This is a genomic window from Allobosea sp. 47.2.35, assembly GCF_024655635.1.
In the GTDB taxonomy this organism is placed as follows: domain Bacteria; phylum Pseudomonadota; class Alphaproteobacteria; order Rhizobiales; family Beijerinckiaceae; genus Allobosea.
In genome coordinates, this window is sequence record NZ_JANLGI010000007.1 from 125302 (window position 1) to 148417 (window position 23116).

Here is a 23116-nt window from a genome sequence, read left to right on the forward strand (position 1 = left end):
TCCTCAGCTCAGCCGCTTGCGGTAGAGCCCGTCGAGCCAGACCGCGAGGACGAGGACGATGCCGACGACGATGTTCTGCAAGGGCGCATCGACGCCGATCAGCACCATGCCGGATTGCAGCGACTGCATCACCAGCGCGCCCAGCATGGCGCCGGCGATGGTGCCGACGCCGCCGGCAAGCGAGGTGCCGCCGATCACCGCCGCGGCGATGACATAGAGCTCGTCCAGCGTGCCGGCGGCATTTGTCGCTGCGTTGAGCCGGGCCGTGGAAATGCAGGCGGATATGCCGACGAGCACGCCCATCAGCCCGAAGACCAGCATCAGCACCTTGCGTGTGTTGACGCCGGAAAGCTGCGCGGCCTCGGGGTTGCCGCCGATGGCGAAGACATAGCGGCCGAAACGCAAACGATTGGCGAGGAAGGTGATGACCACGCCGACGCCCAGCGCCATCAGCACGGGCACCGCCAAGCCATGGCCGATGGTGAGGCCGCCTTCCGGCCAGACGCCACCCTTCGCCTCGGTGAGGCGCCGCGCGATGCCGGCCGGCAGCGCATAGGCGTTCGCGACCATCACCATGGCAAGCACGGCCGCGCAGCCGAGCCCGGCGATCGCGATCTCGGCCCAGAGCGGCCGCAGCGCGAAGCCGAAGCGCTTGCGCCGGCGCCGGATCAGCGCGGCACCGAGGCAGATCACGACACAAAGGCCGATGCCGATCGCCCAGGAGGCACTGGTGCCGATCGCGCCCTCGACGCCGCCGCCGAGAGGCCGGAAGCGCGAATCCATCGGCGCGATCGTCTGGCCCTGCGTGACCCACCAGGCCGCGCCGCGCCAGACCAGCAGGCCGCCCAGCGTGACGATGAAGGAGGGGATGGCGAGATAGGCGATCAGCGCGCCCTGCAGCAGGCCGACGAACCCACCCAGCGTCATCGCGAGCAGCAGGCTGGCGATCCAGGTCAGCGGGTGTTCCAGGCCCCAGAGCTCCGGCAGCAGCCGGACCTGCACCAGCCCGACCACCATGCCGACGAAGCCGAGCATCGAGCCGACCGAGAGGTCGATATTGCGGGTGACGATGACCAGCACCATGCCGCAGGCCATGATCGCGATCGAGGCGGTCTGGACCAGCAGGTTCCACAGGTTGCGCGGCGTCAGGAAGGCGCCGTCCGACAGCCAGTCGAAGCCGAGCCAGATCACCGCGAGCGCGGCGACCATGCCGATCATGCGCGGATCGAACTCGATCTCGCGCAGACGATCGGCAAGGCCGCGCGCCTCCTGCACCGGGCTGGCCGGTGCCGGCGCGGCTTCAGTCACAGGCCTTGACCTTGCCGGCCGCGACGCCCTGGCAGACCGCCGCTTTCGGCGCCCAGCCGGCATCGATCACGACATTGAGATTGTCCTTCGTCACCGGAACCGGCGTCAGGAACAAGGCCGTCATCTTCTGCTTGGACGGACCCTGATCCCAGCTCACCGATTTCGGGATCTCGTTGAGCTTGGCGCCGCCGGCAAGCCTGAGTGCGATCTCCGCGGCGTTGCGCCCGAGTTCGCGCGCATCCTTCCAGATCGTCACGGTCTGGGTGCCCAATGCGACGCGGTTGAGCGCCGCGCGGTCGGCATCCTGGCCGGAGACTGGCACCGAGCCGGAAAGCCCCTGCGCGGTCAGCGCGGCGATGGAGCCGCCCGCTGTGCCGTCATTGGCGGCGATCACGGCATCGACCTTGTTCTGGTTGCGCGTCAGGATCTGCTCCATGTTGCGCTGGGCATTGGCCGGCAGCCATTGGTCGGTGAAGGCTTCGCCGACATTCTTGATCTTGCCGCCGTCGATTGCGGGCTTCAGCACCTCGATCGAGCCCTGATAAAGGAAGCCGGCATTGGGGTCCTGGCTCGAGCCCTTGATGAAGACGTAGTTGCCTTCCGGCTTCGCCTTCTGGATTTCACGCGCCATCATCCGGCCGACCTCGATATTGTCGAAGGTCAGGTAGAAGGCCTGCGGGATCTCGATCAGCCGGTCGTAACCGACGACGGCGATGCCCTCGTTCACAGCCTTCTCGACAGCGGGGCGGATGGCCTGCGCATCCTGCGCCAGCACGATGATCGCCTTGGCGCCGCGCGCGATCAGGCTCTCGACGTCGGTGAGCTGCTTGGCCGGCGAGGACTGCGCGTCGGCCGAGAGATAGGTGCCGCCGGCCTTCTCGACCGCCGCCTTGATCGCGGCCTCATCGGTCTTCCAGCGCTCTTCCTGGAAATTCGACCAGCTGACCCCGACGACCGGTCCCTTGGACTGGGCGAAGGCGCCGGCATGAATGGATAGGGCGGCAACGGCGATGCTCGCCGCGAGGACGAAACGCTTCATCTCGATGACCTCCTGAGCTTCCTCTGCCGCTGGCTCTCAGGCTTCTCCGAGCCTCGAAGGCGGTCCGGCGCGCGAAGCTCAGCCCAGCGCCGAAAGCCTGTCAAGCAGACGAAGGGAGGGCTCACGCAAGGTCATGCGAGAGGTTCAGGCGATGCGCTTGTCGGCGGAGTCGCAGAGGTCGTTCTGGATGCAGCGAACGCATTCGGGACGCAGCGCCTTGCAGGTATAGCGCCCGTGCAGGATCAGCCAGTGATGGGCGTGCCGGCCGAATTCGGGCGGCACGGCCTTTTCCAGCCCAAGCTCGACCTGCAGCACGTTCTTGCCCGGCGCGATGCGCAGGCGGTTGGCAATGCGGAAGACATGGGTGTCGACCGCATGGGTGATCTCGCCGAAGGCGATGTTGAGCACGACATTTGCCGTCTTGCGGCCGACGCCCGGCAGGCTTTCCAGCGCCTCGCGCGTCGTCGGGACCTCGCCGCCGAACTCCGCGATCAGCCTCTCGCAGAGCGTGATCACGTTCTTCGCCTTGGTGCGGAAGAGTCCGATCGTCTTGACGTATTCGCGGACGGTTTCCTCGCCGAGCGCGAGCATCTTCTCAGGCGTGTCGGCAATGGCGAAGAGCGGGCGGGTGGCCTTGTTGACGCCTGCATCGGTCGCCTGCGCAGAGAGCACGACGGCGACCAGCAGCGTGAAGGCGTTGGTGTGGTCGAGCTCGCCCCTGGGCTCGGGATTGGCGGCCTGGAAGCGGCGGAATATCTCGTGAATCTCCGCCGGCTTGCGGGCGCGCGGCAACGTGATGCGCTTTGCCGGCGCCACGGCGCGAGGGGGCCTGTTCCGCTGATCCATGACGGCGTTATAGTCGCCGGATGATCACCGGCAATAGCCCTGGCAGCGAGATCGCGGACGCGTCGCAGCGGCCGGTCTTCGACGCGACGATCACGCCGCATCGCTCGCTCGGCCAGAACGGCTTCCGCATCGTGATGACGCTGGTCTGCCTGGCGAGCGTGATCTCCTCGATACCCTTCGTCGTGCTCGGCGCCTGGCCGGTAGCCGGTTTCTTCGGCATCGACGTGATCGCGCTCTTCGTCGCCTTCCACGTCAATTTCCGGCATGCGCGTGCCTTCGAGCGTATCGTGGTGACGCCGCTGGAGGTCTTCCTGCGCAAGGTCTCGCATCACGGCCGCGAGACGATCTGGCGTTTCAATCCGATCTGGACCCGGTTGGAGCGCCAGACGGACGAGGATTACGGCCTGCTCGGCCTGAAGCTGGTCTCACGCGGGCAGAGCGTCGCGATCGCTTCCGCGCTGTCGCCGCATGAGCGTTCCGGCTTTGCCGATGCGCTGGGTTCCGCCCTGTCGAGCGCCCGTCGCGGCCCGGACTACAACGCGCCCGGAGCCGGTCCGGCCTGAGCAAGCCAGATCGTATGCCCGCCGCAGCTCGGGTCCTCGACGACATGGTCGATCTCGGCAAAGCCGTTCTCCGCCAGCAGAGTCCGGTACTCCCCGGGAGCGAGGCTGCCATGGTAGAGCGCCTCGCCCTCGAAAGTGCCGATCGCCTCGCCATGGGCCGGTCCGCTGGTGAAGAGCAGGGCGGCGCCCGGAGCGGCATGCGCCGCGAAGATCTTGAACATCCCGCATTGGTCTTCGGGCGTCAGGTGGAAGAAGGAATCCCAGGCGATCAATCCGCCGAAGCGGCGCCCGAGCGCGAGCTTGCGCATGTCGGCGACCTGCCAGTCGCCTTCGGGAAAGCGCGCCCGGCACAGGGCGATCATCGCCGGGGCGGAATCGACGCCGGTGACGACATGGCCCTGTTCGCGGAGATGCCGGGCGATCGGTTGGCCGGTGCCGCAGCCGATATCGAGGACCGTCGCGCCCGGCGCGAGCAAGGCCCGGAAACGTGCGAGCCAGGGGCCTTCCATCAGCAGCTTGCCGCGCAAGCCGTCATAGGTGGCGGCATGGCGCTGGTAGAGATCGATGATGGCGTCGGCGGGAGAGGTCATAGCCCTATGAGCCGCCATCCTACGGGGTCCTGCAACCCCGCCCTTGCCAGCTTTCGGGTGGGAACGGCATGGTGGGCGTCCTAGATTCGCATCATGACGAATGATGCGAGGCTCCCATGAACGCTCATGCTTCCATGAAAACGGCGATGACCCCGACGCGCTTCTCCAATGCGGTGCTGGCGCGCGCCACCGATGCGATGCCGAGCGAGGCCGATTTCCCGGCCGTCGCGCCCGGCTCGGACTACGATACCGTCCGGCGCATCCTGTCCTTCATCACCCATAACTGGCGCGAGCAGCCGACGATCGAGGCGATCGCGGAGGCCGCCGGCGCGACCCCGACCGATGTCCATCATCTCTTCCGGCGCTGGTGCGGGCTGACGCCGAAGGCCTTCCTCCAGGCGATCACGCTCGACCACGCCAAGGGGTTGCTCTCCGCCTCGGCCAGCATCCTCGACACGGCGCTGGAAGTCGGCCTCTCCGGCCCCGGCCGCCTGCACGATCTCTTCGTGACGCATGAGGCGATGTCGCCCGGCGAATGGAAGACCGGCGGCGAGGGCCTGAAGCTCTCCTATGGCTTTCACGCCTCGCCTTTCGGCGAGGCGCTGGTGGTGATCACCGAGCGCGGCCTTGCCGGGCTCGGCTGGGTCTCGAACAGCGCCGATGGCGGCAAGGTCGTCGGCGGAAGGGCCGAGGCGCTGGCCGACATGATGCGGCGCTGGCCCCATGCCGATTACCACTACGACCCGGTCCTGACCGCGCCCTATGCCGGCCGCATCTTCGAACCCAAGGCCTGGTCGCCGGAGACGCCTTTGCGTGTCGTCCTGATCGGTACCGATTTCGAGGTTCGGGTCTGGGAGACGCTGCTGCGCATCCCCGTCGGCTGCGCCACCACCTATGGCGAGGTCGCCAACCATATCGGCAAGCCCAGCGCGGCGCGGGCCGTCGGCACGGCGGTCGGCAAGAACCCGATCTCCTTCGTGGTGCCCTGCCACCGCGTCATCGGCAAGTCCGGCGCGCTGACCGGCTATCACTGGGGCCTGACGCGCAAGCGCGCCATCCTCGGCTGGGAGGCCGGGCAGACGGCGGCCGGCTGATCTCGGCCGGTCACTTCCGAAGATACATGTCCCAGCAGGGCGCGAGCGCGGTCCGCTCGCGCCCTTCGAGCGCGGCGGCGAAATGGCTGCGGATCATTTCGCGCGGCGTCGTCACCGGGCATTTCGGCATCAGCAGCGCGTCGGTCTGCCTGAGGGCCTCGATGGTGCCCGGCTGCAGGTCCGGCGTGCTGCGGCCGGGGTCCACGCCGACAGGGACCACACGCGGCGGCGAGCGTTCCAGCAGGCGGTTCAGGGGATCGACGAAATCGAAGGTGAAGAAGCCGTTGAGCTCGCGCTTGTTGGCGGCTTCCCAGGCCTTGATCGCCGTGATCGCCTGCTGGATCTCGAGCATCCAGGTCGCCTGGTAGTCGATCTCCGAATAGAGGATGTAGGACGGCAGGATGTCGCGCCGGATCAGGTCGCGGTAGCCCTCGGGCTGTGTCGCGTAATGATCGAGCATCGCGGCGGCGCGCGCGGCGATGTCGCGTTTCACGCTGATCCGGCCGAGCGGCCCGAGATCGGGCAGGTCGAGGGCGACATAGGTCGGCGCGCTCATCACCGCGCGCATGCTGCGCTCGATGCAGATGACGGCGCTCGGCAGCGCGACCGCGAGCACGAGCACGAGAACGACGGGCCGCAGCCGGTCGTCGCGCCGCTGCCACCAGTCGGCGACGAGCGGCAGCAGGATCGGCCACAGGCCGATGAATTCGAGCGATCCGGTGTTCTGGGTCTCGAACAGCGCGAGCGCGAACAGCCCGGCCGTGAACCAGCCGATCGGCGCGTCGATCAGCGCCCGCCAGCCGGCGAGCATCCTCGGCAAACCGTCGCGCCAGGCGGCATAGGCGAGCGCGGCAAGCAGGACGAGCGACGGCCCGATCACGTTGAACTTGACCGAGGCCACGGTCAGGAAGCGCGGCAGCAGCGTGTCGGTGTTGAGGCCGAGCAGGGTCAGGATGTCCGTGACATAGGCGGAGCTCAGCCCGGTCGCGATTTCCAGCACGCCGAGCGCGAGGATCACGAAACCGGCGGCGATGAGCGCGTCGCGGAAGCGCATCCGGCCGCTGAGCGTGGCATAGCCGACGAGCAGCGTGCCGGAGACCGCGCCGGTGATCTTCGTCAGGAACAGCGCCAGCATCAGCACGGCGACGAGCGCGATCCTGAAACCGCGCCGCTCGGCGAAGATCAGCGTCGCGATCAGCAGGTAGAGCAGCAGCGCGACATGGCGGTTGTAGAAGCCGTAGCCGTCGAAGCCGGGCGACGGATAGAGCGCATGCAGGTTGATCGGGAAGGCCGCGAACAGCAGGAAGGGCAGCACCAGCGCCAGGGCCTGCGGGCGCGAGCGCCGCGAGACCTCGCGGGCGAGCAGGGCGAGCACCGGCAGCATGACCGGCAGCAGCGCCCAGTTGATCAGCAGCATCGGCTGGGCGTTGGGGAAGGTGACGTCGAGAGCCGCGGCCAGATAGAAGCCGAGCGGGCCGATCGGCGCGAAGAAGTCGATGGTCGGGACCTGGCCGAGCTCGATGCGCTGGATCGCGTCGAGATAGACGACGGTGTCCCAGGCGTTCGGCCCGAGCGGCAGGCGCAGCGGCAGGATCAGGCCGGCGATGGCTGCCAGCGCGAACGCCACGATCCAGGCGAAGGGTGAACCGGCCATCCTTGCCATCGCGCCCTTGCCGCCCAAATTCTTGGTGCCGACCTGGGAGTTCTGCCTCCCGATCTCGCTCATCGCCACGCCGAACCCTCCTGGTCCAGCCCGCTCTCTGGCAGAAAATTCTTACCATCCGCCTGACGAAACCGCTGCTTCTCGCGGCTTTCGGTCAAGAATGGCGTAGCGTCCCGCGTCGGCTATCGCCTCACAGCAGCCCGCGCCTTGCGAGATGGCGCATCAGGTGCGAGGCGCCGTAGGTCCAGGGCGCACACGCGTCGGTGCGCTTCATCCGGTTGACGAGGCTGCCGAGCTCGGGCGCGGCGATGGTGACGATGTCCCCGTACTTATGGGTGAAGCCGCCGCCCGGCGCATCGCGATCCTTGATCGGCGCGAACATGGTGCCGAGATAGAGCGCCGCCCCGTCCGGGTACTGATGGTGCGGGCCGATCATCTGCGCGGCGAGATCGGCCGGATCGCGGCTGATCCTCGCGATCGAGGAGGAGCCTTCCAGCCGGAAGCCGTCCTCGCCCTCGACCGTCAGCGTCACCGTCGTCTGGCGGACATGGTCGAGCGTGAAGCCGGCATCGAACAGGCGGATGAAGGGGCCGACGGCCGCCGCCGCATTGTTGTCCTTCGCCTTACCGAGCAGCAGGGCCGAGCGGCCCTCGACATCGCGCAGGTTGACGTCGTTACCGAGCGTGGCGCCGACGATCCGTCCGTCCGAGGCGACGATCAGCACGATCTCGGGCTCCGGATTGTTCCAGCTCGACGCCGGATGCAGGCCCGCATCCGCCCCGGTGCCGACTGTCGACATCGGCGGGGCCTTGGTGAAAATCTCGGCATCCGGCCCAATTCCGACTTCGAGATACTGGCTCCAGGCCCCCTGCTTGATCAGGACGTCCTTGAGATGCATCGCCTCGGGCGAGCCGGGCTTGAGCTTGGAGAGGTCGTCGCCGATGAGCTTGCCGATCTCTCCGCGGATCGTCGCGGCGGCGGCCGGGTTGCCGCGCGCCTTCTCCTCGATCACGCGCTCCAGCATCGAGACCGCGAAGGTGACACCCGCGGCCTTCACCGCCTGCAGGTCGAGCGGCGAGAGCAGCCAAGGGCGCTTGGGATCGCGGCGATCCACAGGCGTATTGGCGAGGATATCAGTGAGCGAACCGATCGCCTCCCCATCGGCAGCGCGCAGCGCGGCAGCCGGATCGGCGTTCTCGCAGAGATCGCGACTGGTCGGGAAGCTGCGGGTCACGTCGATGACCTGCCCGTCGCGGAGCGTCACGACGGCCGGCCCGCCGAGATCGGGCCGCCAGACACGGCCTGCAAGCGTGGCGGCATCGGCGTCCTTGGGCAAGGTCGCGGTCACGGCAAGATCGAGGCTGGGCATGGCGGCATCCACGGGCGGATTCGGATCGGGGAGCGCAGATCAGCCGGTTATGCACAATTGCGCAAGCGAGGAGCCGTCATGCGCCAGCGTCGCCGCTTGACCGCGACCATAGGCGGATTGCACTGACCGTCATCGATTTGTCATTGAAATGTCGCCTGCGCTTCATGCTAGCTTGCGCACCAACGACAAGAACCGCGGCGGCGCTCGCCCGCGGAAGGGAGATGTTCCATGACCATCAAATCGCGCATCCTGATGTCGGTCGCGGCCTTTGCGCTCGTTGGGGCCTCGCCGGCTCTCGCGCAGACCGAGATCCAGTGGTGGCACGCGCTGACCGGCGCCAATAACGACGTCGTCGTCAAGCTGTCCGAGGACTTCAACGCCTCGCAGAAGGACTACAAGGTCGTGCCCGTCTACAAGGGCTCCTATCCCGACACGCTGAACGCCGGCATCGCCGCCTTCCGCGCCGGCCAGGCCCCGCACATCCTGCAGGTCTTCGAAGTCGGCACCGGCACGATGATGTCGGCCAAGGGGGCGATCAAGCCGGTCCACGAGGTCATGAAGGAAGCCGGCGAGAAGTTCGACCCGAGCGCCTATCTGCCCGCGATCACCGGCTACTATTCGACGGCCAAGGGCGACATGCTCTCGATGCCGTTCAACTCCTCGTCGATGGTGATGTGGTACAACAAGGACGCCTTCAAGAAGGCGGGCCTCGACCCCGAGAAGCCGCCGAAGACCTGGCCCGAGACCTTCGAGGCCGCCAAGAAGCTGAAGGCCGCCGGCTATGACAAGTGCGGTGTCTCGAACGCCTGGGCGACCTGGGCCAATATCGAGCAGTTCGGCGCCTGGCATAACGTGCCGCTCTCGACCAAGGTCAACGGCATGGCCGGCTTCGACGCCGTCATGAACTTCAACAAGAGCCCGGCCTTCCTGAAGCACTGGACCAATCTGGTCGAGCTGCAGAAGGACAAGACCTACGATTATTCCGGCCGCACCAATAACGGCGAAGGCCGCTTCACCTCGGGCGAATGCCCGATCTTCCTGACCTCGTCGGGCTTCTTCGGTAATGTCAGGGCGAACGCCAAGTTCGACTGGGGCAATGCCGCGATGCCGTATTATCCCGACGTGCAGGGCGCCCCGCAGAACTCGATCATCGGCGGCGCTTCGCTCTGGGTGATGGGCGGCAAGAAGGCTGACGAGTACAAGGGCGTCGCCAAGTTCTTCACCTTCCTGTCGAATGTCGATCGCCAGGTAAAGCTGCACACCGAGTCAGGCTATCTGCCGATCACCAAGGCGGCCTACGACAAGGTCAAGGCGTCCGGCTTCTACAAGGACAAGCCCTATCTCGAGACCCCGATCCTCGAGCTGACCAACAAGGCTCCGACCGACAACTCGAAGGGCCTGCGTTACGGCAGCCTCGTCCAGATTCGCGATATCTGGTCGGAGGAGCTGGAAGCGGCGCTGAACGGCCAGAAGTCGCCGCAGGCGGCGCTGGATGCGGCAGCTGAGCGCGGTAACCAGATGCTGCGCCAGTTCGAGCGCACCGCGGCCCGCTAAGCGCTTAGCTCTTGCCTATCCAAGGTCATCCCGGACACTCTTCGTCCGGGATGACCGTCTCGTTCCAGGGAAGCCGATGCAGAAGAACGCATACTTCAAGGGGCTCACGATCCCCTTTCTGCTGCTTCTGCCGCAGCTCGCCATCACCATCATTTTCTTCTACTGGCCGGCGACCCAGGCGGTCTGGCAGAGCTTCCTGCTCGAGGATGCCTTCGGCACCTCGACGGAATTCGTCTGGTTCGAGAACTACCAGATGCTCTTCGCCGATCCCGGCTATCTCAAGGCCTTCATCAACACGATCATCTTCTCCACCTTCGTCTGCGTGTTCTCGCTCTCGATCGCGCTGCTCTTCGCGGTGATGGCGGACCGGCAGCTGCGCGGCGGCGAAATCTACAAGACCCTGCTGATCTGGCCCTATGCGGTGGCCCCCGCCATTGCCGGCGTGCTCTGGATCTTCATGTTCGATCCCTCGCTCGGCATGCTCGCGCGCGGCCTGCAATCCCTCGGCATTCCGTGGAATCCGCGCCTCAATGGCAACCACGCCATGCTGCTGGTCATCCTGGCGGCGACCTGGAAGCAGATCAGCTACAATTTCCTGTTCTTCCTGGCCGGCCTGCAATCGATCCCGAAGAGCGTGATCGAGGCGGCGGTGATCGACGGCGCCCGGCCGATGCGCCGGTTCTGGACCATCGTCTTCCCGCTGCTCTCGCCGACGACCTTCTTTCTGCTCGTCGTCAACATCGTCTACGTCTTCTTCGACACTTTCGGCATCATCGACACCGTCACCGGCGGCGGCCCCTCGGGTGCGACCGAGACGCTGGTCTACAAGGTCTTCTCCGATGGCAAGGGCGGCTCGAACCTCGGCGGCTCGGCGGCGCAGTCGGTGCTGCTGCTGATCATGGTGATCGGGCTCACCGCGGTGCAGTTCCGCTTCATCGAGCGCAAGGTGAGCTACTGATGGCGTGGCCGGCCGGTGCCTTTGCCGTCGCGCTTCTCGGCCTCATGTTGCTGCCGGCGACGGCTGCCGCGCAGGGGCGCCGGATCGACGCCTGGTCCGGCATCGTGCTGAATTGCGGGCCGGCCACGACGCTGGCCTGGGCCGAGCGCATCTGCAGCCAGCTGATCGGCGAAATGCGCAGGCAGGCCGAGCAGGCCAAGGTCCCCTTCGTCGCCGTCCCCGTCTTCGCCGACGACGCGGCGCTGGATCGGCGGGCCTCGGACGAGGGGCTGGACATGTTCCGGCTCCTGCATGTCCGCTTCGACATCTCGCCGCCGACCGGCAGCCTGAAGAGCCGTGATCTCACGCTCGTGCTGCGCTCGTTGACCGAGGGCTCGCTCGCCGAGCGCCGCAAGGACGGTCTCTACAAGGTGCTCAACCATACGCCGATGATCATCGTCAACGAGGGCGAGGCGGCGAGGCGCGCGCCCTTCCTGGCGAAGACATTGACCGAAGCCTTCTTCTTGCCGCTGCTGAGGCCCGCGCCGTGACCCGTTCCTCTTCCGTGCTCTGGATGGACCTCACCGCCGAGGAACTGCGCGCCAAGGCCGCGACGGACACGATCGTCGTCCTGCCTGTCGCCTCGATCGAGCAGCATGGCCCGCATCTGCCTGTCGGCGTCGACACCATCCTGTGCAGCGGCGTCTGCAAGGCGGCGGCCGAGCGTGCCGGCGACGTAGACGTCGTCGTGGCGCCGACGCTCTGGTGCGGCATGGCCGAGCATCACATGGCCTTCGGCGGCACCTTCACTTTCGACATCCCGACCTATCGCGCCGTGCTGCTCTCCTTCCTGAAGAGCATCGAGCGCCACGGCTTCCACCGCGTGCTGATCGTCAACGGCCATGGCGGCAACATCGCCGCGCTCTCCGCCTTCCTGCCCGATTTCGCTCGCGAAACCCGGCTGCATGTCGAGGCGACGACCTATTTCATGCTGGCGCAGGACGCGTTCCCGCCGCTGCTCCAGGACCAGAAGGGCGTCCAGCACGCCTGCGAGGTCGAGACCTCGATGATGATGGTGCTGGCGCCGGGCTCGGTGCGTGAGCCGCGCTTGGCCGAGGCCTTTGGCGCGCGCGACGGCCTGCCGGGACGCGCCACGGTCTCGCGCCACCGCTCCTTCCGGGAGATGACCGAAACCGGCGTGGTCGGCGATGCGCGCCGTGCCACGCCCGAGAAGGGGCAGGCCTGCCTCGATGCCTGTGCGGATGCGCTGGCCGGATTGCTGCGCGAGATGGGGAGGGCCGCCTGATGGTCGAGGACCGCCGCCTGGGCGATGCGATCGCCTATATAATCCTGACGATCGGCGTGCTGATCGTCGCCTTTCCGGTCTGGCTGACCTTCGTCGCCTCGACCTGGGACGCCGCGACCGTGATCAACGGCCAGATGCCGCTCTATCCCGGCCCGTATTTCCTGGAGAACTACAAGCGCATTCTCTTCGTCGGCACGTCGAGCACGACGCGCGAGCCGGTGATCGGCATGATGCTGAACTCCTTCATCATGGCGATCACGATCGCGCTCGGAAAGATCTTCATCTCCGTGCTCTCGGCCTATGCGGTGGTCTATTATCGCTTCCCGTTCCGCATGGCGGCGTTCTGGATCATCTTCGTCACGCTGATGCTTCCGGTCGAGGTCCGCATCTTCCCGACCTTCAAGATCGTCTCCGACCTCAACATGCTCGACACCTATCAGGGCCTCGCCATCCCGCTGATCGCCTCGGCGACGGGCACGCTGCTGTTCCGGCAGTTCTTCATGACGATCCCCGACGAACTGCTCGAAGCCTCGAAGATCGATGGCGCCGGCCCGTTCAAGTTCTTCAAGGACACGCTGATCCCGCTCTCGATGACGACGATCGCCGCGCTCTTCGTCATCCAGTTCATCTATGGCTGGAACCAGTATCTCTGGCCGCTTCTGGTGACGACGAAGGACTCGATGCAGACCATCGTCATCGCCATCAAGAAGATGATCGTCACCGCCGACGCCCTGACGGAATGGCAGCTCGCCATGGCCACCGCCATGCTGGCGATGCTGCCGCCCGTCTTCGTCGTCATTGCCATGCAGAGGCTCTTCGTGAAGGGCCTGGTCGAAACCGAGAAGTAATCCGCGAATGGCCCAGGTCACTCTCAGCAACGTCAAGAAGGTCTATGCCGGCGGCGTCGAGGCCGTCAAAGGCGTCTCCTTCGACATCCCCGATGGCGGCTTCTGCGTCCTCGTCGGTCCCTCCGGCTGCGGCAAGTCCACGCTCCTGCGCATGGTCGCCGGACTGGAGACGATCTCGTCTGGCGAGGTCGCGATCGGCGAGCGCGTCGTCAACCAGGTCGAGCCCGCCGACCGCGACATCGCGATGGTGTTCCAGAACTATGCGCTCTATCCGCATATGAACATCTACGACAACATGGCCTATGGCCTGCGCAACCGCGGCACGCCGAAGGACGAGATCGACAAGCGCGTCAAGGAAGCGGCCCGCATCCTCGCGATCGAGCCCTTCCTGGAGCGCCGGCCGCGCCAGCTCTCCGGCGGTCAGCGCCAGCGCGTCGCCATGGGCCGCGCCATCGTGCGCAAGCCGCAGGTCTTCCTCTTCGACGAGCCGCTCTCCAACCTCGACGCGAAACTCCGCGTCCAGATGCGCGTCGAGATCAAGAAGCTGCAGCGCGCGCTCGGCGTCACCGCGATCTACGTCACGCACGACCAGGTCGAGGCGATGACGCTCTCCGACAAGCTGGTCGTGATGAATGCCGGGCAGGTCGAGCAGATCGGCCTGCCGGCCGAGGTCTACCGGAAGCCCGCGAGCAAGTTCGTCGCGACCTTCATCGGCTCGCCGCCGATGAACATCCTGCCCGGCGCCGTCGACGGCCCCGGCATCGTCGCGCTCGGCGACGCCATCATCGAGGTCCGTGACCTGCGCGAGGATCTGGCGGCGCAGGCACCGGTCGAAGTGGGCTTAAGGCCGGAGGATGTCGAGATCGCCTCGGAAGGGCAGGCTGGTTCGCTGCCCTTCGATGTCGAGTTCATCGAGGAGCTCGGCGCGACCCAGCTCTTTCACGGCAAGCTCGCCGGCCAGCCCTTCGTGATGCAGGCGGCGACCGGCGAGATCGCGGCGCAGGAAGGCCGGCTCTGGATCACCGTCGATCCCGACAAGGTCCATGTCTTCGACCCGAAGACGGGCGCGCGGCTGGGGAAGGGCTGAGCGGCGCTACCAGAGGCGTTTGACGGCGAAGCCGTCGAACAGGGCTTCGTTCGAAACCAGCGTCATGTCCTCGGCCTGAGCCTGTGCGATCAGCAGGCGGTCGAACGGGTCCTTGTGCGTGATGTTCATCTCGCCGGCGCGCACCGCATGGCGGATGGCAATCGGCAGTTCGACGAAGCCCTGATCGGCGATGATCGTCTCGAAATCCTGCGCAAGCAATGCCGCGTCGGGGAGCTTGCCGATGCGGAATTTGGTGGCGACCTCCATGGCCGAGGCGGCGCTGACGGCGACGCTGTTGGCTTCGTCTGCGATAGCCTCGCGGGCCCGGTTGCTCAGCGCGTCGTCACCCGCAAGCCACCAGATCAGGGCATGAGTGTCGAGCAGCAATCTCACGTGAGATTCCAGCCGCCGAGCTCGGTCTCGGGCAGTGGTTCGTCGAAGCGCGCGTCGATCGCGATCCTGCCCTTGAGGGCTCCAAAGCGCCGTTTACCGCGTGGCGCGACGGGCACGAGGCGCACCACCGGCACATTGCCGCGGGCAATGACCACGTCGCCGCCGTCGAGGGCATCCGCGATCAGCTTTGATAGGTTGGTCTTGGCGTCGTGAACCGAAAACTGGGTCATGAAAGCCTCCTTAGCTAAGAAGATAGCTAGGGGCCGCCGCGCCAGCAAGAGCTCTGCTCAAGCCGCCAGATCGGCCACCAGCGCATCGAGCAGCAGCGCGCCGTCCGGCGTTGCCGCGAGCCGGCCGCCCGCGCGCTCCATCAGCAGCTTCTGCTCGATCAGGCTTGAAACGCGCTTGGCGTTGAGCGGGCGCCCGGCCAGCGCCTTGAACACCTGGGGATCGATGCCCTCGACGAGGCGAAGCCCCATCAGCAGGTATTCATCGCCCTGCGCTTCCTCGGATAGCCGCTCGTCCTCGACCAGGGCGTGGCCCTCGGCCTCGACGCGCTCCAGCCAGACCTCTGGTCGCTTCTCGGTCGAATGCGCCATGCGGCCCTGCGCCGTCACCAGCCGGCCATGGGCGCCGGGGCCGACGCCGGCATACTCGCCATAATGCCAATAGACGAGGTTGTGCCGGCACTCTGCCCCCGGCCGGGCATGGTTCGAGATCTCGTAGACCGGCAGGCCGTGCCTGGCGGTGATCTCCTGCGTCGTCTCGTAGAGCGCCGCGCCGGCATCATGATCGGGAATGGCGAGCTTGCCGGAACGGAACAATCGCTCGAAGGCGGTGCCCGGCTCGATCGTGAGCTGGTAGAGTGAGAGATGCTCGGCCGCATGGCTGATCGCCAGCTCCAGCTCGGCGCGCCACAAGGCGGGCGTCTGCAAGGGCGAGCGGGCATAGATCAGGTCGAAGGAGTAGCGCTCGAAATATTGCCGGGCGATCGCGACGGCGGCGAGTGCCTCCTCGGCCGAATGCATCCGGCCGAGCGCCTTGAGATCGGTATCGTTCAGCGCCTGCACGCCGAGCGAGACGCGATTGACCCCGGCCGCCCGGAAGTCGCGGAAGCGCCCGGCCTCGACGCTGGTCGGGTTGGCCTCCAGCGAGACCTCGCAATGGGGGTCGACCGCCCAGTATTCACCGATCGCATCGAGGATCGCGCCGACCGTGCGGCCTTCCATCAGTGAGGGCGTGCCGCCGCCGAAGAAGATCGAGGAGACCGTGCGGCCCGGCACCAGCGCGGCGCGATGCGCGATCTCGCGGCGGAAGGCGGCAATGTAGCGCTGCTGGTCCGGCGGCTGCAGCCGGACATGGGAGTTGAAGTCGCAATAGGGGCATTTGGCCAGGCAAAACGGCCAATGCACGTAGACGGCGAAGCCCGCATCCGCGGTCGGATGCAGGATGGAAGGCCGCTCGGACAAGGCGGCCGGGGCGCTCACGCCGGCTTCCTCAGGCAGGCCGCAGCCAGCACATGGAAGGCGCGCGCGCGATGCGACAGGCCGGGCGAGCCGTCGGCCGGGATGCCGTGCTTCTCTTCCGCGGTCATCTCGCCGAAGGTCTTCTCATGGCCTTCCGGCAGGAAGATCGGATCATAGCCGAAGCCGCCCAGGCCGCGCGCCTGCTCGGTCACGATGCCGAAGACACGGCCCTCGAACAATTCCTGATGTCCGTCCGGCCAGGCGATCACCAGCGCCGAGACGAAATGCGCCTTGCGCCTCTCCGGCGTGGTCGCGCCGCGCTTGGCGAGCTCCATCTGCACGCGCCCGATTGCCGGGGCGAAATCCTTGCCCGGCCCCGCCCAATTGGCCGAAAACAGGCCGGGCGCGCCGTCGAGCGCGTCGATGCAGATGCCTGAGTCGTCGGACAGCGCCGGCAAACCGCTGGCGGTCGCCGCGGCAACCGCCTTGATCGCCGCGTTCTCCGAGAACATGGTGCCATCCTCGACCGGCTCGGGCAGGCCGAGCTCCCCGGCCGAGACGAGCTCGATACCATAGGGCGCCAGCAAGTCGCGCATCTCGCGCAACTTGCCCTGGTTATGGGTCGCGATCACGACCTTGCCAGTGAGGAGGCGGTGTTGGCTCATGCTCAGGCCACCGCGGCCTTCTGCAGCGTGACGAGCTTGGCGACGCCGCCCTTGGCGAGCTTCAGCAGCGACAGAAGCTCTTCCTCGGAGAAGGGCGCGCCCTCGGCCGTGCCCTGCACCTCGACGATGCCGCCGGAGCCGGTGATGACGAAATTCGCGTCGGTCTGGGCGCCGGAATCCTCGACATAGTCGAGATCGATCACCGGGTTGCCGGCGACGATGCCGCAGGAGATCGCGGCGACATGGTCCTTGAGCGGGTTCGTGCCCTTGAGCAGGCCGCGCCCTTCCATCCATTTCAGCGCATCGTGCAGCGCGACCCAGGCGCCGGTGATCGAGGCGGTGCGGGTGCCACCGTCGGCCTGCAGCACGTCGCAATCGACGACGATCTGGCGCTCGCCGATCGCGGTGAGGTCGACGACGGCGCGAAGCGAGCGGCCGATCAGGCGCTGGATTTCCTGCGTGCGCCCGGAGGGCTTGCCGGAGGTGACCTCGCGGCGCGTGCGCTCATGCGTGGCGCGCGGAAGCATCGAATATTCGGCGGTGACCCAGCCCTTGCCGGTGCCGCGCAGCCACGGCGGGCCCTTTTCCTCGACGGTCGCGGCGCAGAGCACCCTGGTCTCGCCGAACGTCACCATGCAGGAACCCTCGGCATAGCGCACCACGCCGCGTTCGAGCGTGACCTTGCGCATCTCGTCGGCGGCGCGTTTGGAGGGTCGCATGAAATATTCCTGTCTTGCGGGGAAGTGGCGGCTTGTAGGCGTTTGCGCCGCGCGCGGCAAGGTACGGAGCCGTTCTGCCCCTTGATCCGCATGCTCCGCATGACGACAATAGGACGAGAACGACGGTTCGCCTGAAAAAGGTTCATGAGCGCCCATACGCCCCGCCCCGAGACGATGAGCAGCCTGGTCGAGACCGATCAGCGCTCGCGCGAGATTTTCCGCCAGATCGTCGACGGCTACCTGACGACGGGCGAGCCGGTCGGCTCGCGCAACATCGCCCGCCTGCTGCCGATGGCGCTCTCGCCCGCGACGGTGCGTAATGTCATGACCGACCTCGAAATGGCCGGGCTGATCTACGCGCCGCACACCTCTGCGGGGCGCTTGCCCACGGAAAGAGGCCTGCGCTTCTTCGTCGATGCGATGATGGAGGTCGGCAATCTCACGGCCGACGAGCGCTCGCGCATCGAGGCGCAGATCAGGGTCGCCGCCAGCAACCGCAATCTCGACCAGACCCTGACGGAAGCTTCGGCGCTGCTGTCCGGGCTGTCGCGCGGCGCCGGCGTCGTCGTCACCACCAAGGCCGATGTCCGGCTGAAGCATATCGAATTCGTCCGGCTCGATCCCGCCCGCGCGCTGGTCGTTCTCGTCTCGGAGGACGGCACGGTCGAGAACCGCCTGCTGGCGCTGCCGCCCGGCCTGCCAGCCTCGGCGCTGAGCGAGGCCGCGAATTTCCTCAACGCCCGTATCCTCGGCAAGACGCTGGCCGAACTGCGCAGCGAGATCGGCGGGCAGCGCGCCCTGATGGAGCGCGAGCTTGACGCCCTGACCGCCCGCCTCGTCGAAAGCGGGATCGCGACCCAGGCCGGCCCCGGCAGCGACCGGCATCTCATCGTGCGTGGCCAGGCCAATCTGCTCGATGATCTCCGGGCGCAGGAGGATCTCGAACGCATCCGCATGCTCTTCGGCGATCTGGAGACGCAGACCGACGTCATCGACCTCCTCACGCGGGCCGAGGATGGCGATGGCGTGCGCATCTTCATCGGTTCGGAGAACAAGCTGTTCTCGATGTCGGGTTCCTCGATGGTCGCCGCGCCCTTCCGCGACGCCGAGCAGCGCATCGTTGGCGTCGTCGGCATCATCGGCCCGACGCGCCTGAACTATGCCCGCATCGTCCCGATGGTCGATTATACCGCCAAGGTCGTGGGCCGCCTGCTGGACGGCAGCCGCTGAGGCGTCGGCCGAGGCCCTGAGTTGGCTTTGCCGGCGGAAGCGGTTATCGAGCGGGCAAAGCAACATTGTCCCAATTCAGGTGCGACCCATGTCCGAGCAGCTCCCCGACCGTCTTTCCGTCAACCCGGACAGCCCTTTCTACAATGAAGAGGTGCTCGCGCGTGACATCGGCATCCGCTTCAAGGGTGTCGAGAAGACCAATGTCGAGGAATATTGCGTCTCCGAGGGCTGGGTGAAGGTCTCCGCCGGTAACGCCAAGGACCGTTTCGGCCGCCCGATGACCATCACGCTCAAGGGCCCGGTCGAGCCTTACATCCGCGGCAAGGTCGAAGGCTGAGCCTTCTTTGTCATTCCGGGGCTTCGCGCAACGAAGAGCCCGGAAACCACGACTGGGCGAGCCGCTAGTCGTGGGATGTCAAATGCCTCACCCAGTCGTGGGTTCCGGGTTCACGCCTGCGGCGTGCCCCGGAATGACAACGGTGGCTCAAGCCAGGCTCTTATAGAAAAACGTCGAGCCGCAATCGGCGCCATCCGGCATCAGCGCATAGCGCGGGATGGTGCCGGCCTCGGTCCAGCCCAGCCGGTTGTAGAGCCGCCGTGCGGCGCCATGCTCGTCGGTATCGAGCACCAGCAGGTCGCGGCCCTTCTCGCGCGCGATCGCCTCGGCGCGCTGCATCAGCGCCTCGCCGATGCCCTGCCGGCGCGCGCGCGAATGCACCAGCACCTTGGCGATCTCGGCTCGGTGCGGCTGGTTCGGCTTTCCGATCAGGTGGAGCTGCGCCGTGCCGACGATGCCGTCATCGGTCCGCGCGGCCAGAAGAATAACCTGACTGCTCCCGACACCCGCCGCGACATCGCGCCAGAAGCGTTCGTAATCGGCCGCCGTGTTCCAGCTCATGAAGCCGACCGAGGCGCCGTTGGCGACGCTGTCGCGCAGGATCTCCGCAAGTGCCGGAACGGCCGCCTCGGCAGCCTTGGCATCAAGCATTTCGATGGAGACGGCGAGGCTGGCTGCGTTCATGCGACATGTCCCGGAAAGGCGCCGCTTCTCGCAGCGAGGATGACGGCGTAGCGCACAGGTGCATCGCCCGGATTGCGGTAGATGATCGGGCCGCGCAGATGCATCTGCAGGCAGTCGCCCTCGGCGAGTTCGTGGCGGATACCCTCGACGGTCAGGTCGAGCCGGCCATGCAGCACCCAGATCTGCTGGTCGAGCGGGGCGGCGCCCGTCGCATTGTCGAGCCGGACTTCGGCGCCGGGCGGCAGCTCCACCTCGACGATCTCGAAGCCCGAGCCTGTCCCACGCGGCGAGACGTTGCGGCGCAGGTAGCCGCTCGCCGGATCGCGCCAGACTGGCTGGGCGTCGCGGCGCGCCAGCGGCCCGCTTCCTGCATTCTCTTCCAGCAGGGCCGAGAGCGAGAGGCCGAGCCCGGAGCCGAGCCGGACCAGCAGCGCCGCCGTCGGGCTCGATTCGCCGCGCTCGACGCGGGAGATCATCGCCCGGCTGACGCCGCTGCGTTCGGCAAGGGCGTCGAGCGTCAGCCCATGGCGCTGGCGGGCCGCCTTGAGGCGCTGCCCAAGCATGCGGTCGATCTCGGTGTCGTGTTCGAACTTCATGAATGGAGAATAATTCTCAGATATTGGAATTTGCAAGCTGCATTTGCTACCGGCGTGACCAACTCGTCATCCCGGGCTTGCCCCGGGACCCATCAAAGGGCGTCGCGCTCTACGATGGATCCCGGATCTCCGCTTCGCTCCGTCCGGGATGACGTGGCAGCCTCGGGAAAAACACGCCTTAGCGGCCTTCGAACAGGCCAGCCGCTTGGCGCCGCGCGCCTTCACTGCTATGGCGCGCGCATGAGCACCCGTTCCATCGACAATATCCGCAACTTCTCGATCGTTGCCCATATCGACCACGGCAAGTCGACGCTGGCCGACCGTCTGATTCAGCAGACCGGCACCGTCGCCGCCCGCGACATGAGCGACCAGATCCTCGACTCGATGGATATCGAGAAGGAGCGCGGCATCACCATCAAGGCGCAGACGGTGCGGCTCGACTATCGTGCCAAGGACGGCAAGGACTATGTCCTGAACCTGATGGACACCCCCGGCCATGTCGACTTCGCCTATGAGGTCTCGCGTTCGCTCGCGGCCTGCGAGGGCTCGCTGCTGGTGGTCGACGCCTCGCAGGGCGTCGAGGCGCAGACGCTCGCCAACGTCTACCAGGCGCTCGACGCCAACCACGAGATCGTCACCGTCCTCAACAAGATCGACCTGCCGGCCGCCGAGCCGGAGCGCATCAAGCAGCAGATCGAGGACGTGATCGGGCTCGATGCCTCCGAGGCCGTGCCGATCTCGGCCAAGACCGGCCTCAACATCGAGGGCGTGCTGGAGGCGATCGTCGAGAAGCTGCCGGCGCCGAAGGGCGATCCCGATGCGCCGCTCAAGTGCTTGCTGGTCGACAGCTGGTATGACGCCTATCTCGGCGTCGTCGTGCTCGTGCGCGTCATCGATGGCGTGCTGAAGAAGGGCATGACCATTCGCATGATGCGGGCCAACGCCTCCTATGGCGTCGATCGCGTCGGCGTGTTCAAGCCCAAGATGACCGAGGTCAAGCAGCTCGGCCCCGGCGAGGTCGGCTTCTTCACCGCCTCGATCAAGGAGGTCGCGGATACCGCCGTCGGCGACACCATCACCGATGAGAAGAAGCCGATCGCCGAACCGCTGCCGGGCTTCAAGCCGGTGCAGCCGGTGGTGTTCTGCGGCATATTCCCGGTCGATGCCGCCGATTTCGAAGTGCTGCGCGCCGCGATGAGCCGGCTGCGGCTCAACGACGCCTCGTTCTCCTACGAGATGGAGACCTCGGCTGCGCTCGGCTTCGGCTTCCGCTGCGGCTTCCTCGGGCTGCTGCATCTGGAGATCATCCAGGAGCGGCTGGAGCGCGAGTTCAACCTCAACCTGATCTCGACCGCGCCGTCGGTGGTCTATCGCCTCAAGCTGCGCGACGGCACGACGCTGGAGCTGCACAACCCGGCCGACATGCCGGACGTGATGAAGATCGAGTTCATCGAGGAGCCCTGGATCAAGGCGACGATCTTCACGCCGGACGAATATCTCGGTTCCGTCCTGAAGCTCTGCCAGGATCGCCGCGGCATCCAGACCGATCTGTCCTATGTCGGCTCGCGCGCCAAGGTCGTTTACGACCTGCCGCTGAACGAGGTCGTGTTCGACTTCTATGACCGGCTGAAGTCGATCTCGAAGGGCTATGCCTCCTTCGACTACGCGATCACCGATTATCGCGAGGGCGATCTCGTCCGGATGTCGATCCTGGTCAATGCCGAGCCGGTCGATGCGCTCTCGATGCTGGTCCATCGCTCGCGCGCCGATGCCCGCGGCCGCGCCATGTGCGAGAAGCTCAAGGAGCTGATCCCGCCGCACATGTTCCAGATCCCGGTCCAGGCGGCGATCGGCGGCAAGATCATCGCTCGCGAGACCATCCGGGCGCTGCGCAAGGACGTGACCGCCAAGTGCTATGGCGGCGACGCGACCCGCAAGCGCAAGCTTCTGGAGAAGCAGAAGGAAGGCAAGAAGAAGATGCGGCAGTTCGGCAAGGTCGAAATCCCGCAGGAAGCCTTCATCGCCGCCCTCAAGATGGACGATTGAGCGGCGCGCCAACGCCGCTCCAGTCCGCTGCCTAGAGCGCCTCGGCGCCGAGCTTCGCCTGCCAATGTGCGAGGCGCTCCTTCAGCACGCGATCAAGCACGTAGGAGATATCCTCGTCTTCCAGCCTTTCGAGCGCCTCGAAGCGGAAGGCCTCAGGGCCGTGCGCGTTCCATGCCGCCTGCATCAAGCGCTGGCGATGGCTGCCATGGCGCAAGGTGAAGCGCAGGCGATTCTCGATCGTCGCGAGATCGGGTGCGCGCCCGACCCATGCCAATCCGGCGACCTCGCAGTGGAAGGCGAAGATGCCCGCCACCGACTTCCGTTCCTTATAGGCGGCCGTTGCCGCCTTCCTGTCCGCGGTCTGCATCGGTGCAACCCATCCTCTTCGAAGGGACTTAATAATACCCGGATTTTAATAAGGCAAGATTTTATCCGGGTATTTTATGCCCAGTGGCATTCTCGATGAACAATCGCGCCGCTGATGCGTTCTTTATGGGAATCCACTCTCACACGAGGAGGTCCCGATGGACTGGAACCGCGTCGAAGGAAACTGGAAGCAGCTCAAGGGCAAGGTGAAGGAGCAATGGGGTAAGCTGACTGATGACGATCTCGACGTCATCGCCGGCAAGCGCGACCAGCTGGAAGGCAAGATTCAGGAGCGCTACGGACTCGCCAAGGATAAGGCCCGCAGCGATGTCGATGCCTGGTATGGCCGCCAGACCTGGCAGTGATCAGGGCGGCCTTCAGAGGCTGTAACGGATTTGAGAGCCCCGGCG

The 23116-nt window shown here is 66.3% G+C and carries 26 protein-coding genes; 12 read left to right on the forward strand and 14 right to left on the reverse strand.

Annotated features, from left to right (window positions below):
* Window positions 1-3: 3 nt before the first annotated feature.
* From NUV79_RS11235 to nth, 3 genes are all read right to left on the reverse strand, one after another.
* On the reverse strand, window positions 4-1308 hold the full coding sequence (locus NUV79_RS11235) for a sugar ABC transporter permease (RefSeq protein WP_374679189.1): 1305 nt from the start codon (window positions 1306-1308) through the stop codon (window positions 4-6).
* Window positions 1301-2347 carry a D-xylose ABC transporter substrate-binding protein gene (gene xylF, locus NUV79_RS11240; protein WP_257733167.1) on the reverse strand — a complete coding sequence of 349 codons (1047 nt, stop codon included), beginning with the start codon at window positions 2345-2347 and terminating at the stop codon, window positions 1301-1303. Before xylF ends, NUV79_RS11235 begins: the two co-directional genes overlap by 8 nt.
* 144 nt (window positions 2348-2491) lie before the next feature.
* Complete coding sequence (gene nth, locus NUV79_RS11245; protein WP_374679191.1) at window positions 2492-3193, reverse strand: endonuclease III; 702 nt, start codon at window positions 3191-3193, stop codon at window positions 2492-2494.
* 20 nt (window positions 3194-3213) lie between these two features.
* Here nth and NUV79_RS11250 point away from each other — a divergent pair, with 20 nt between their 5' ends.
* Window positions 3214-3756 carry a DUF2244 domain-containing protein gene (locus NUV79_RS11250; protein ID WP_257733169.1) on the forward strand — a complete coding sequence of 181 codons (543 nt, stop codon included), beginning with the start codon at window positions 3214-3216 and terminating at the stop codon, window positions 3754-3756.
* On the opposite strand, the gene NUV79_RS11255 is transcribed toward NUV79_RS11250, so the two are convergent.
* Window positions 3726-4346 carry a class I SAM-dependent DNA methyltransferase gene (locus NUV79_RS11255; RefSeq protein ID WP_257733170.1) on the reverse strand — a complete coding sequence of 207 codons (621 nt, stop codon included), beginning with the start codon at window positions 4344-4346 and terminating at the stop codon, window positions 3726-3728. The two genes, NUV79_RS11250 and NUV79_RS11255, sit on opposite strands and share 31 nt — an antisense overlap.
* A 197-nt stretch (window positions 4347-4543) precedes the next feature.
* Here NUV79_RS11255 and NUV79_RS11260 point away from each other — a divergent pair, with 197 nt between their 5' ends.
* A complete protein-coding gene (locus tag NUV79_RS11260; protein ID WP_257733279.1) occupies window positions 4544-5440 on the forward strand; it encodes a methylated-DNA--[protein]-cysteine S-methyltransferase in 897 nt (298 codons plus the stop codon).
* Between the two features lie 10 nt (window positions 5441-5450).
* Here NUV79_RS11260 and NUV79_RS11265 read toward each other — a convergent pair whose 3' ends face one another.
* A complete protein-coding gene (locus NUV79_RS11265; RefSeq protein ID WP_257733171.1) occupies window positions 5451-7166 on the reverse strand; it encodes a hypothetical protein in 1716 nt (571 codons plus the stop codon).
* A gap of 127 nt (window positions 7167-7293) precedes the next feature.
* On the reverse strand, window positions 7294-8472 hold the full coding sequence (locus NUV79_RS11270; RefSeq protein WP_257733172.1) for a fumarylacetoacetate hydrolase family protein: 1179 nt from the start codon (window positions 8470-8472) through the stop codon (window positions 7294-7296).
* A 228-nt stretch (window positions 8473-8700) separates the two neighbouring features.
* On the opposite strand from NUV79_RS11270, the gene ugpB reads away from it, so the two are divergent.
* The 6 genes from ugpB (at window position 8701) to NUV79_RS11300 (ending at window position 14204) form a co-directional block, all read left to right on the forward strand.
* The gene (gene ugpB / locus NUV79_RS11275) at window positions 8701-10026 is read left to right on the forward strand and encodes a sn-glycerol-3-phosphate ABC transporter substrate-binding protein UgpB (protein WP_257733173.1); all 1326 of its coding nucleotides are present in this window, start codon (window positions 8701-8703) and stop codon (window positions 10024-10026) included.
* 76 nt (window positions 10027-10102) lie between these two features.
* Window positions 10103-10984, forward strand: a complete 882-nt coding sequence (gene ugpA, locus NUV79_RS11280) for a sn-glycerol-3-phosphate ABC transporter permease UgpA (protein WP_257733174.1) — start codon at window positions 10103-10105, stop codon at window positions 10982-10984.
* Window positions 10984-11514 carry a hypothetical protein gene (locus NUV79_RS11285; RefSeq protein ID WP_257733175.1) on the forward strand — a complete coding sequence of 177 codons (531 nt, stop codon included), beginning with the start codon at window positions 10984-10986 and terminating at the stop codon, window positions 11512-11514. The genes ugpA and NUV79_RS11285 overlap by 1 nt, the downstream gene beginning before the upstream one ends.
* Entirely contained in the window at window positions 11511-12269 is a 759-nt protein-coding gene (locus tag NUV79_RS11290; RefSeq protein WP_257733176.1) for a creatininase family protein, read from the forward strand. The genes NUV79_RS11285 and NUV79_RS11290 overlap by 4 nt, the downstream gene beginning before the upstream one ends.
* The gene (gene ugpE / locus NUV79_RS11295; RefSeq protein ID WP_257733177.1) at window positions 12269-13117 is read left to right on the forward strand and encodes a sn-glycerol-3-phosphate ABC transporter permease UgpE; all 849 of its coding nucleotides are present in this window, start codon (window positions 12269-12271) and stop codon (window positions 13115-13117) included. Before NUV79_RS11290 ends, ugpE begins: the two co-directional genes overlap by 1 nt.
* A 7-nt stretch (window positions 13118-13124) precedes the next feature.
* Window positions 13125-14204: a sn-glycerol-3-phosphate import ATP-binding protein UgpC gene (locus tag NUV79_RS11300; protein ID WP_257733178.1), complete on the forward strand. Its 1080-nt coding sequence runs from the start codon at window positions 13125-13127 to the stop codon at window positions 14202-14204.
* 6 nt (window positions 14205-14210) lie between these two features.
* Here the strand turns inward: NUV79_RS11300 and NUV79_RS11305 are convergent, their stop codons facing one another.
* Genes NUV79_RS11305 through rph form a run of 5 tightly spaced genes read right to left on the reverse strand, consistent with a single transcriptional unit; the run spans window position 14211 to window position 17447 of the window.
* Complete coding sequence (locus NUV79_RS11305; protein ID WP_257733179.1) at window positions 14211-14597, reverse strand: type II toxin-antitoxin system VapC family toxin; 387 nt, start codon at window positions 14595-14597, stop codon at window positions 14211-14213.
* Window positions 14594-14827: a type II toxin-antitoxin system Phd/YefM family antitoxin gene (locus tag NUV79_RS11310; RefSeq protein ID WP_257733180.1), complete on the reverse strand. Its 234-nt coding sequence runs from the start codon at window positions 14825-14827 to the stop codon at window positions 14594-14596. The genes NUV79_RS11305 and NUV79_RS11310 overlap by 4 nt, the downstream gene beginning before the upstream one ends.
* A 57-nt stretch (window positions 14828-14884) precedes the next feature.
* A complete protein-coding gene (gene hemW, locus NUV79_RS11315; protein ID WP_257733181.1) occupies window positions 14885-16084 on the reverse strand; it encodes a radical SAM family heme chaperone HemW in 1200 nt (399 codons plus the stop codon).
* A complete protein-coding gene (rdgB, locus tag NUV79_RS11320; RefSeq protein WP_257733182.1) occupies window positions 16081-16728 on the reverse strand; it encodes an RdgB/HAM1 family non-canonical purine NTP pyrophosphatase in 648 nt (215 codons plus the stop codon). Before rdgB ends, hemW begins: the two co-directional genes overlap by 4 nt.
* A gap of 2 nt (window positions 16729-16730) precedes the next feature.
* A complete protein-coding gene (rph, locus tag NUV79_RS11325; protein ID WP_257733183.1) occupies window positions 16731-17447 on the reverse strand; it encodes a ribonuclease PH in 717 nt (238 codons plus the stop codon).
* A gap of 144 nt (window positions 17448-17591) precedes the next feature.
* Between rph and hrcA the strand changes: the two genes are divergently transcribed.
* Both hrcA and NUV79_RS11335 read left to right on the forward strand, forming a co-directional pair.
* Window positions 17592-18677 (forward strand): heat-inducible transcriptional repressor HrcA, encoded by a 1086-nt coding sequence (gene hrcA, locus NUV79_RS11330; RefSeq protein WP_257733184.1) that lies wholly within the window; start codon window positions 17592-17594, stop codon window positions 18675-18677.
* An 88-nt stretch (window positions 18678-18765) separates the two neighbouring features.
* Window positions 18766-19014 carry a DUF3297 family protein gene (locus tag NUV79_RS11335; protein WP_257733185.1) on the forward strand — a complete coding sequence of 83 codons (249 nt, stop codon included), beginning with the start codon at window positions 18766-18768 and terminating at the stop codon, window positions 19012-19014.
* Between the two features lie 147 nt (window positions 19015-19161).
* Here the strand turns inward: NUV79_RS11335 and NUV79_RS11340 are convergent, their stop codons facing one another.
* The gene (locus tag NUV79_RS11340; RefSeq protein WP_257733186.1) at window positions 19162-19698 is read right to left on the reverse strand and encodes a GNAT family N-acetyltransferase; all 537 of its coding nucleotides are present in this window, start codon (window positions 19696-19698) and stop codon (window positions 19162-19164) included.
* Window positions 19695-20294, reverse strand: coding sequence for a helix-turn-helix domain-containing protein (locus NUV79_RS11345; protein WP_257733187.1), 600 nt, complete (start codon window positions 20292-20294; stop codon window positions 19695-19697). Before NUV79_RS11345 ends, NUV79_RS11340 begins: the two co-directional genes overlap by 4 nt.
* Window positions 20295-20534: 240 nt before the next feature.
* On the opposite strand from NUV79_RS11345, the gene lepA reads away from it, so the two are divergent.
* Window positions 20535-22340, forward strand: coding sequence for a translation elongation factor 4 (gene lepA, locus NUV79_RS11350; RefSeq protein ID WP_257733188.1), 1806 nt, complete (start codon window positions 20535-20537; stop codon window positions 22338-22340).
* A 31-nt stretch (window positions 22341-22371) separates the two neighbouring features.
* Here the strand turns inward: lepA and NUV79_RS11355 are convergent, their stop codons facing one another.
* Window positions 22372-22707 carry a GIY-YIG nuclease family protein gene (locus NUV79_RS11355; protein WP_257733189.1) on the reverse strand — a complete coding sequence of 112 codons (336 nt, stop codon included), beginning with the start codon at window positions 22705-22707 and terminating at the stop codon, window positions 22372-22374.
* A 157-nt stretch (window positions 22708-22864) separates the two neighbouring features.
* Between NUV79_RS11355 and NUV79_RS11360 the strand changes: the two genes are divergently transcribed.
* Complete coding sequence (locus tag NUV79_RS11360) at window positions 22865-23071, forward strand: CsbD family protein (protein ID WP_047573131.1); 207 nt, start codon at window positions 22865-22867, stop codon at window positions 23069-23071.
* Window positions 23072-23116: the final 45 nt, after the last annotated feature.

Coding starts and splice junctions, on each gene's coding strand:
- xylF (WP_257733167.1), bottom strand. CDS start 2,347: ATGAAGCGTTTCGTCCTCGCGGCGAGCATCGCCGTTGCCGCCCTATCC.
- nth (WP_374679191.1), bottom strand. CDS start 3,193: ATGGATCAGCGGAACAGGCCCCCTCGCGCCGTGGCGCCGGCAAAGCGC.
- NUV79_RS11250 (WP_257733169.1), top strand. CDS start 3,214: ATGATCACCGGCAATAGCCCTGGCAGCGAGATCGCGGACGCGTCGCAG.
- NUV79_RS11255 (WP_257733170.1), bottom strand. CDS start 4,346: ATGACCTCTCCCGCCGACGCCATCATCGATCTCTACCAGCGCCATGCC.
- NUV79_RS11260 (WP_257733279.1), top strand. CDS start 4,544: ATGCCGAGCGAGGCCGATTTCCCGGCCGTCGCGCCCGGCTCGGACTAC.
- NUV79_RS11265 (WP_257733171.1), bottom strand. CDS start 7,166: ATGAGCGAGATCGGGAGGCAGAACTCCCAGGTCGGCACCAAGAATTTG.
- NUV79_RS11270 (WP_257733172.1), bottom strand. CDS start 8,472: ATGCCCAGCCTCGATCTTGCCGTGACCGCGACCTTGCCCAAGGACGCC.
- ugpB (WP_257733173.1), top strand. CDS start 8,701: ATGACCATCAAATCGCGCATCCTGATGTCGGTCGCGGCCTTTGCGCTC.
- ugpA (WP_257733174.1), top strand. CDS start 10,103: ATGCAGAAGAACGCATACTTCAAGGGGCTCACGATCCCCTTTCTGCTG.
- NUV79_RS11285 (WP_257733175.1), top strand. CDS start 10,984: ATGGCGTGGCCGGCCGGTGCCTTTGCCGTCGCGCTTCTCGGCCTCATG.
- ugpE (WP_257733177.1), top strand. CDS start 12,269: ATGGTCGAGGACCGCCGCCTGGGCGATGCGATCGCCTATATAATCCTG.
- NUV79_RS11300 (WP_257733178.1), top strand. CDS start 13,125: ATGGCCCAGGTCACTCTCAGCAACGTCAAGAAGGTCTATGCCGGCGGC.
- NUV79_RS11310 (WP_257733180.1), bottom strand. CDS start 14,827: ATGACCCAGTTTTCGGTTCACGACGCCAAGACCAACCTATCAAAGCTG.
- rdgB (WP_257733182.1), bottom strand. CDS start 16,728: ATGAGCCAACACCGCCTCCTCACTGGCAAGGTCGTGATCGCGACCCAT.
- rph (WP_257733183.1), bottom strand. CDS start 17,447: ATGCGACCCTCCAAACGCGCCGCCGACGAGATGCGCAAGGTCACGCTC.
- hrcA (WP_257733184.1), top strand. CDS start 17,592: ATGAGCGCCCATACGCCCCGCCCCGAGACGATGAGCAGCCTGGTCGAG.
- NUV79_RS11335 (WP_257733185.1), top strand. CDS start 18,766: ATGTCCGAGCAGCTCCCCGACCGTCTTTCCGTCAACCCGGACAGCCCT.
- NUV79_RS11340 (WP_257733186.1), bottom strand. CDS start 19,698: ATGAACGCAGCCAGCCTCGCCGTCTCCATCGAAATGCTTGATGCCAAG.
- NUV79_RS11345 (WP_257733187.1), bottom strand. CDS start 20,294: ATGAAGTTCGAACACGACACCGAGATCGACCGCATGCTTGGGCAGCGC.
- lepA (WP_257733188.1), top strand. CDS start 20,535: ATGAGCACCCGTTCCATCGACAATATCCGCAACTTCTCGATCGTTGCC.
- NUV79_RS11355 (WP_257733189.1), bottom strand. CDS start 22,707: ATGCAGACCGCGGACAGGAAGGCGGCAACGGCCGCCTATAAGGAACGG.
- NUV79_RS11360 (WP_047573131.1), top strand. CDS start 22,865: ATGGACTGGAACCGCGTCGAAGGAAACTGGAAGCAGCTCAAGGGCAAG.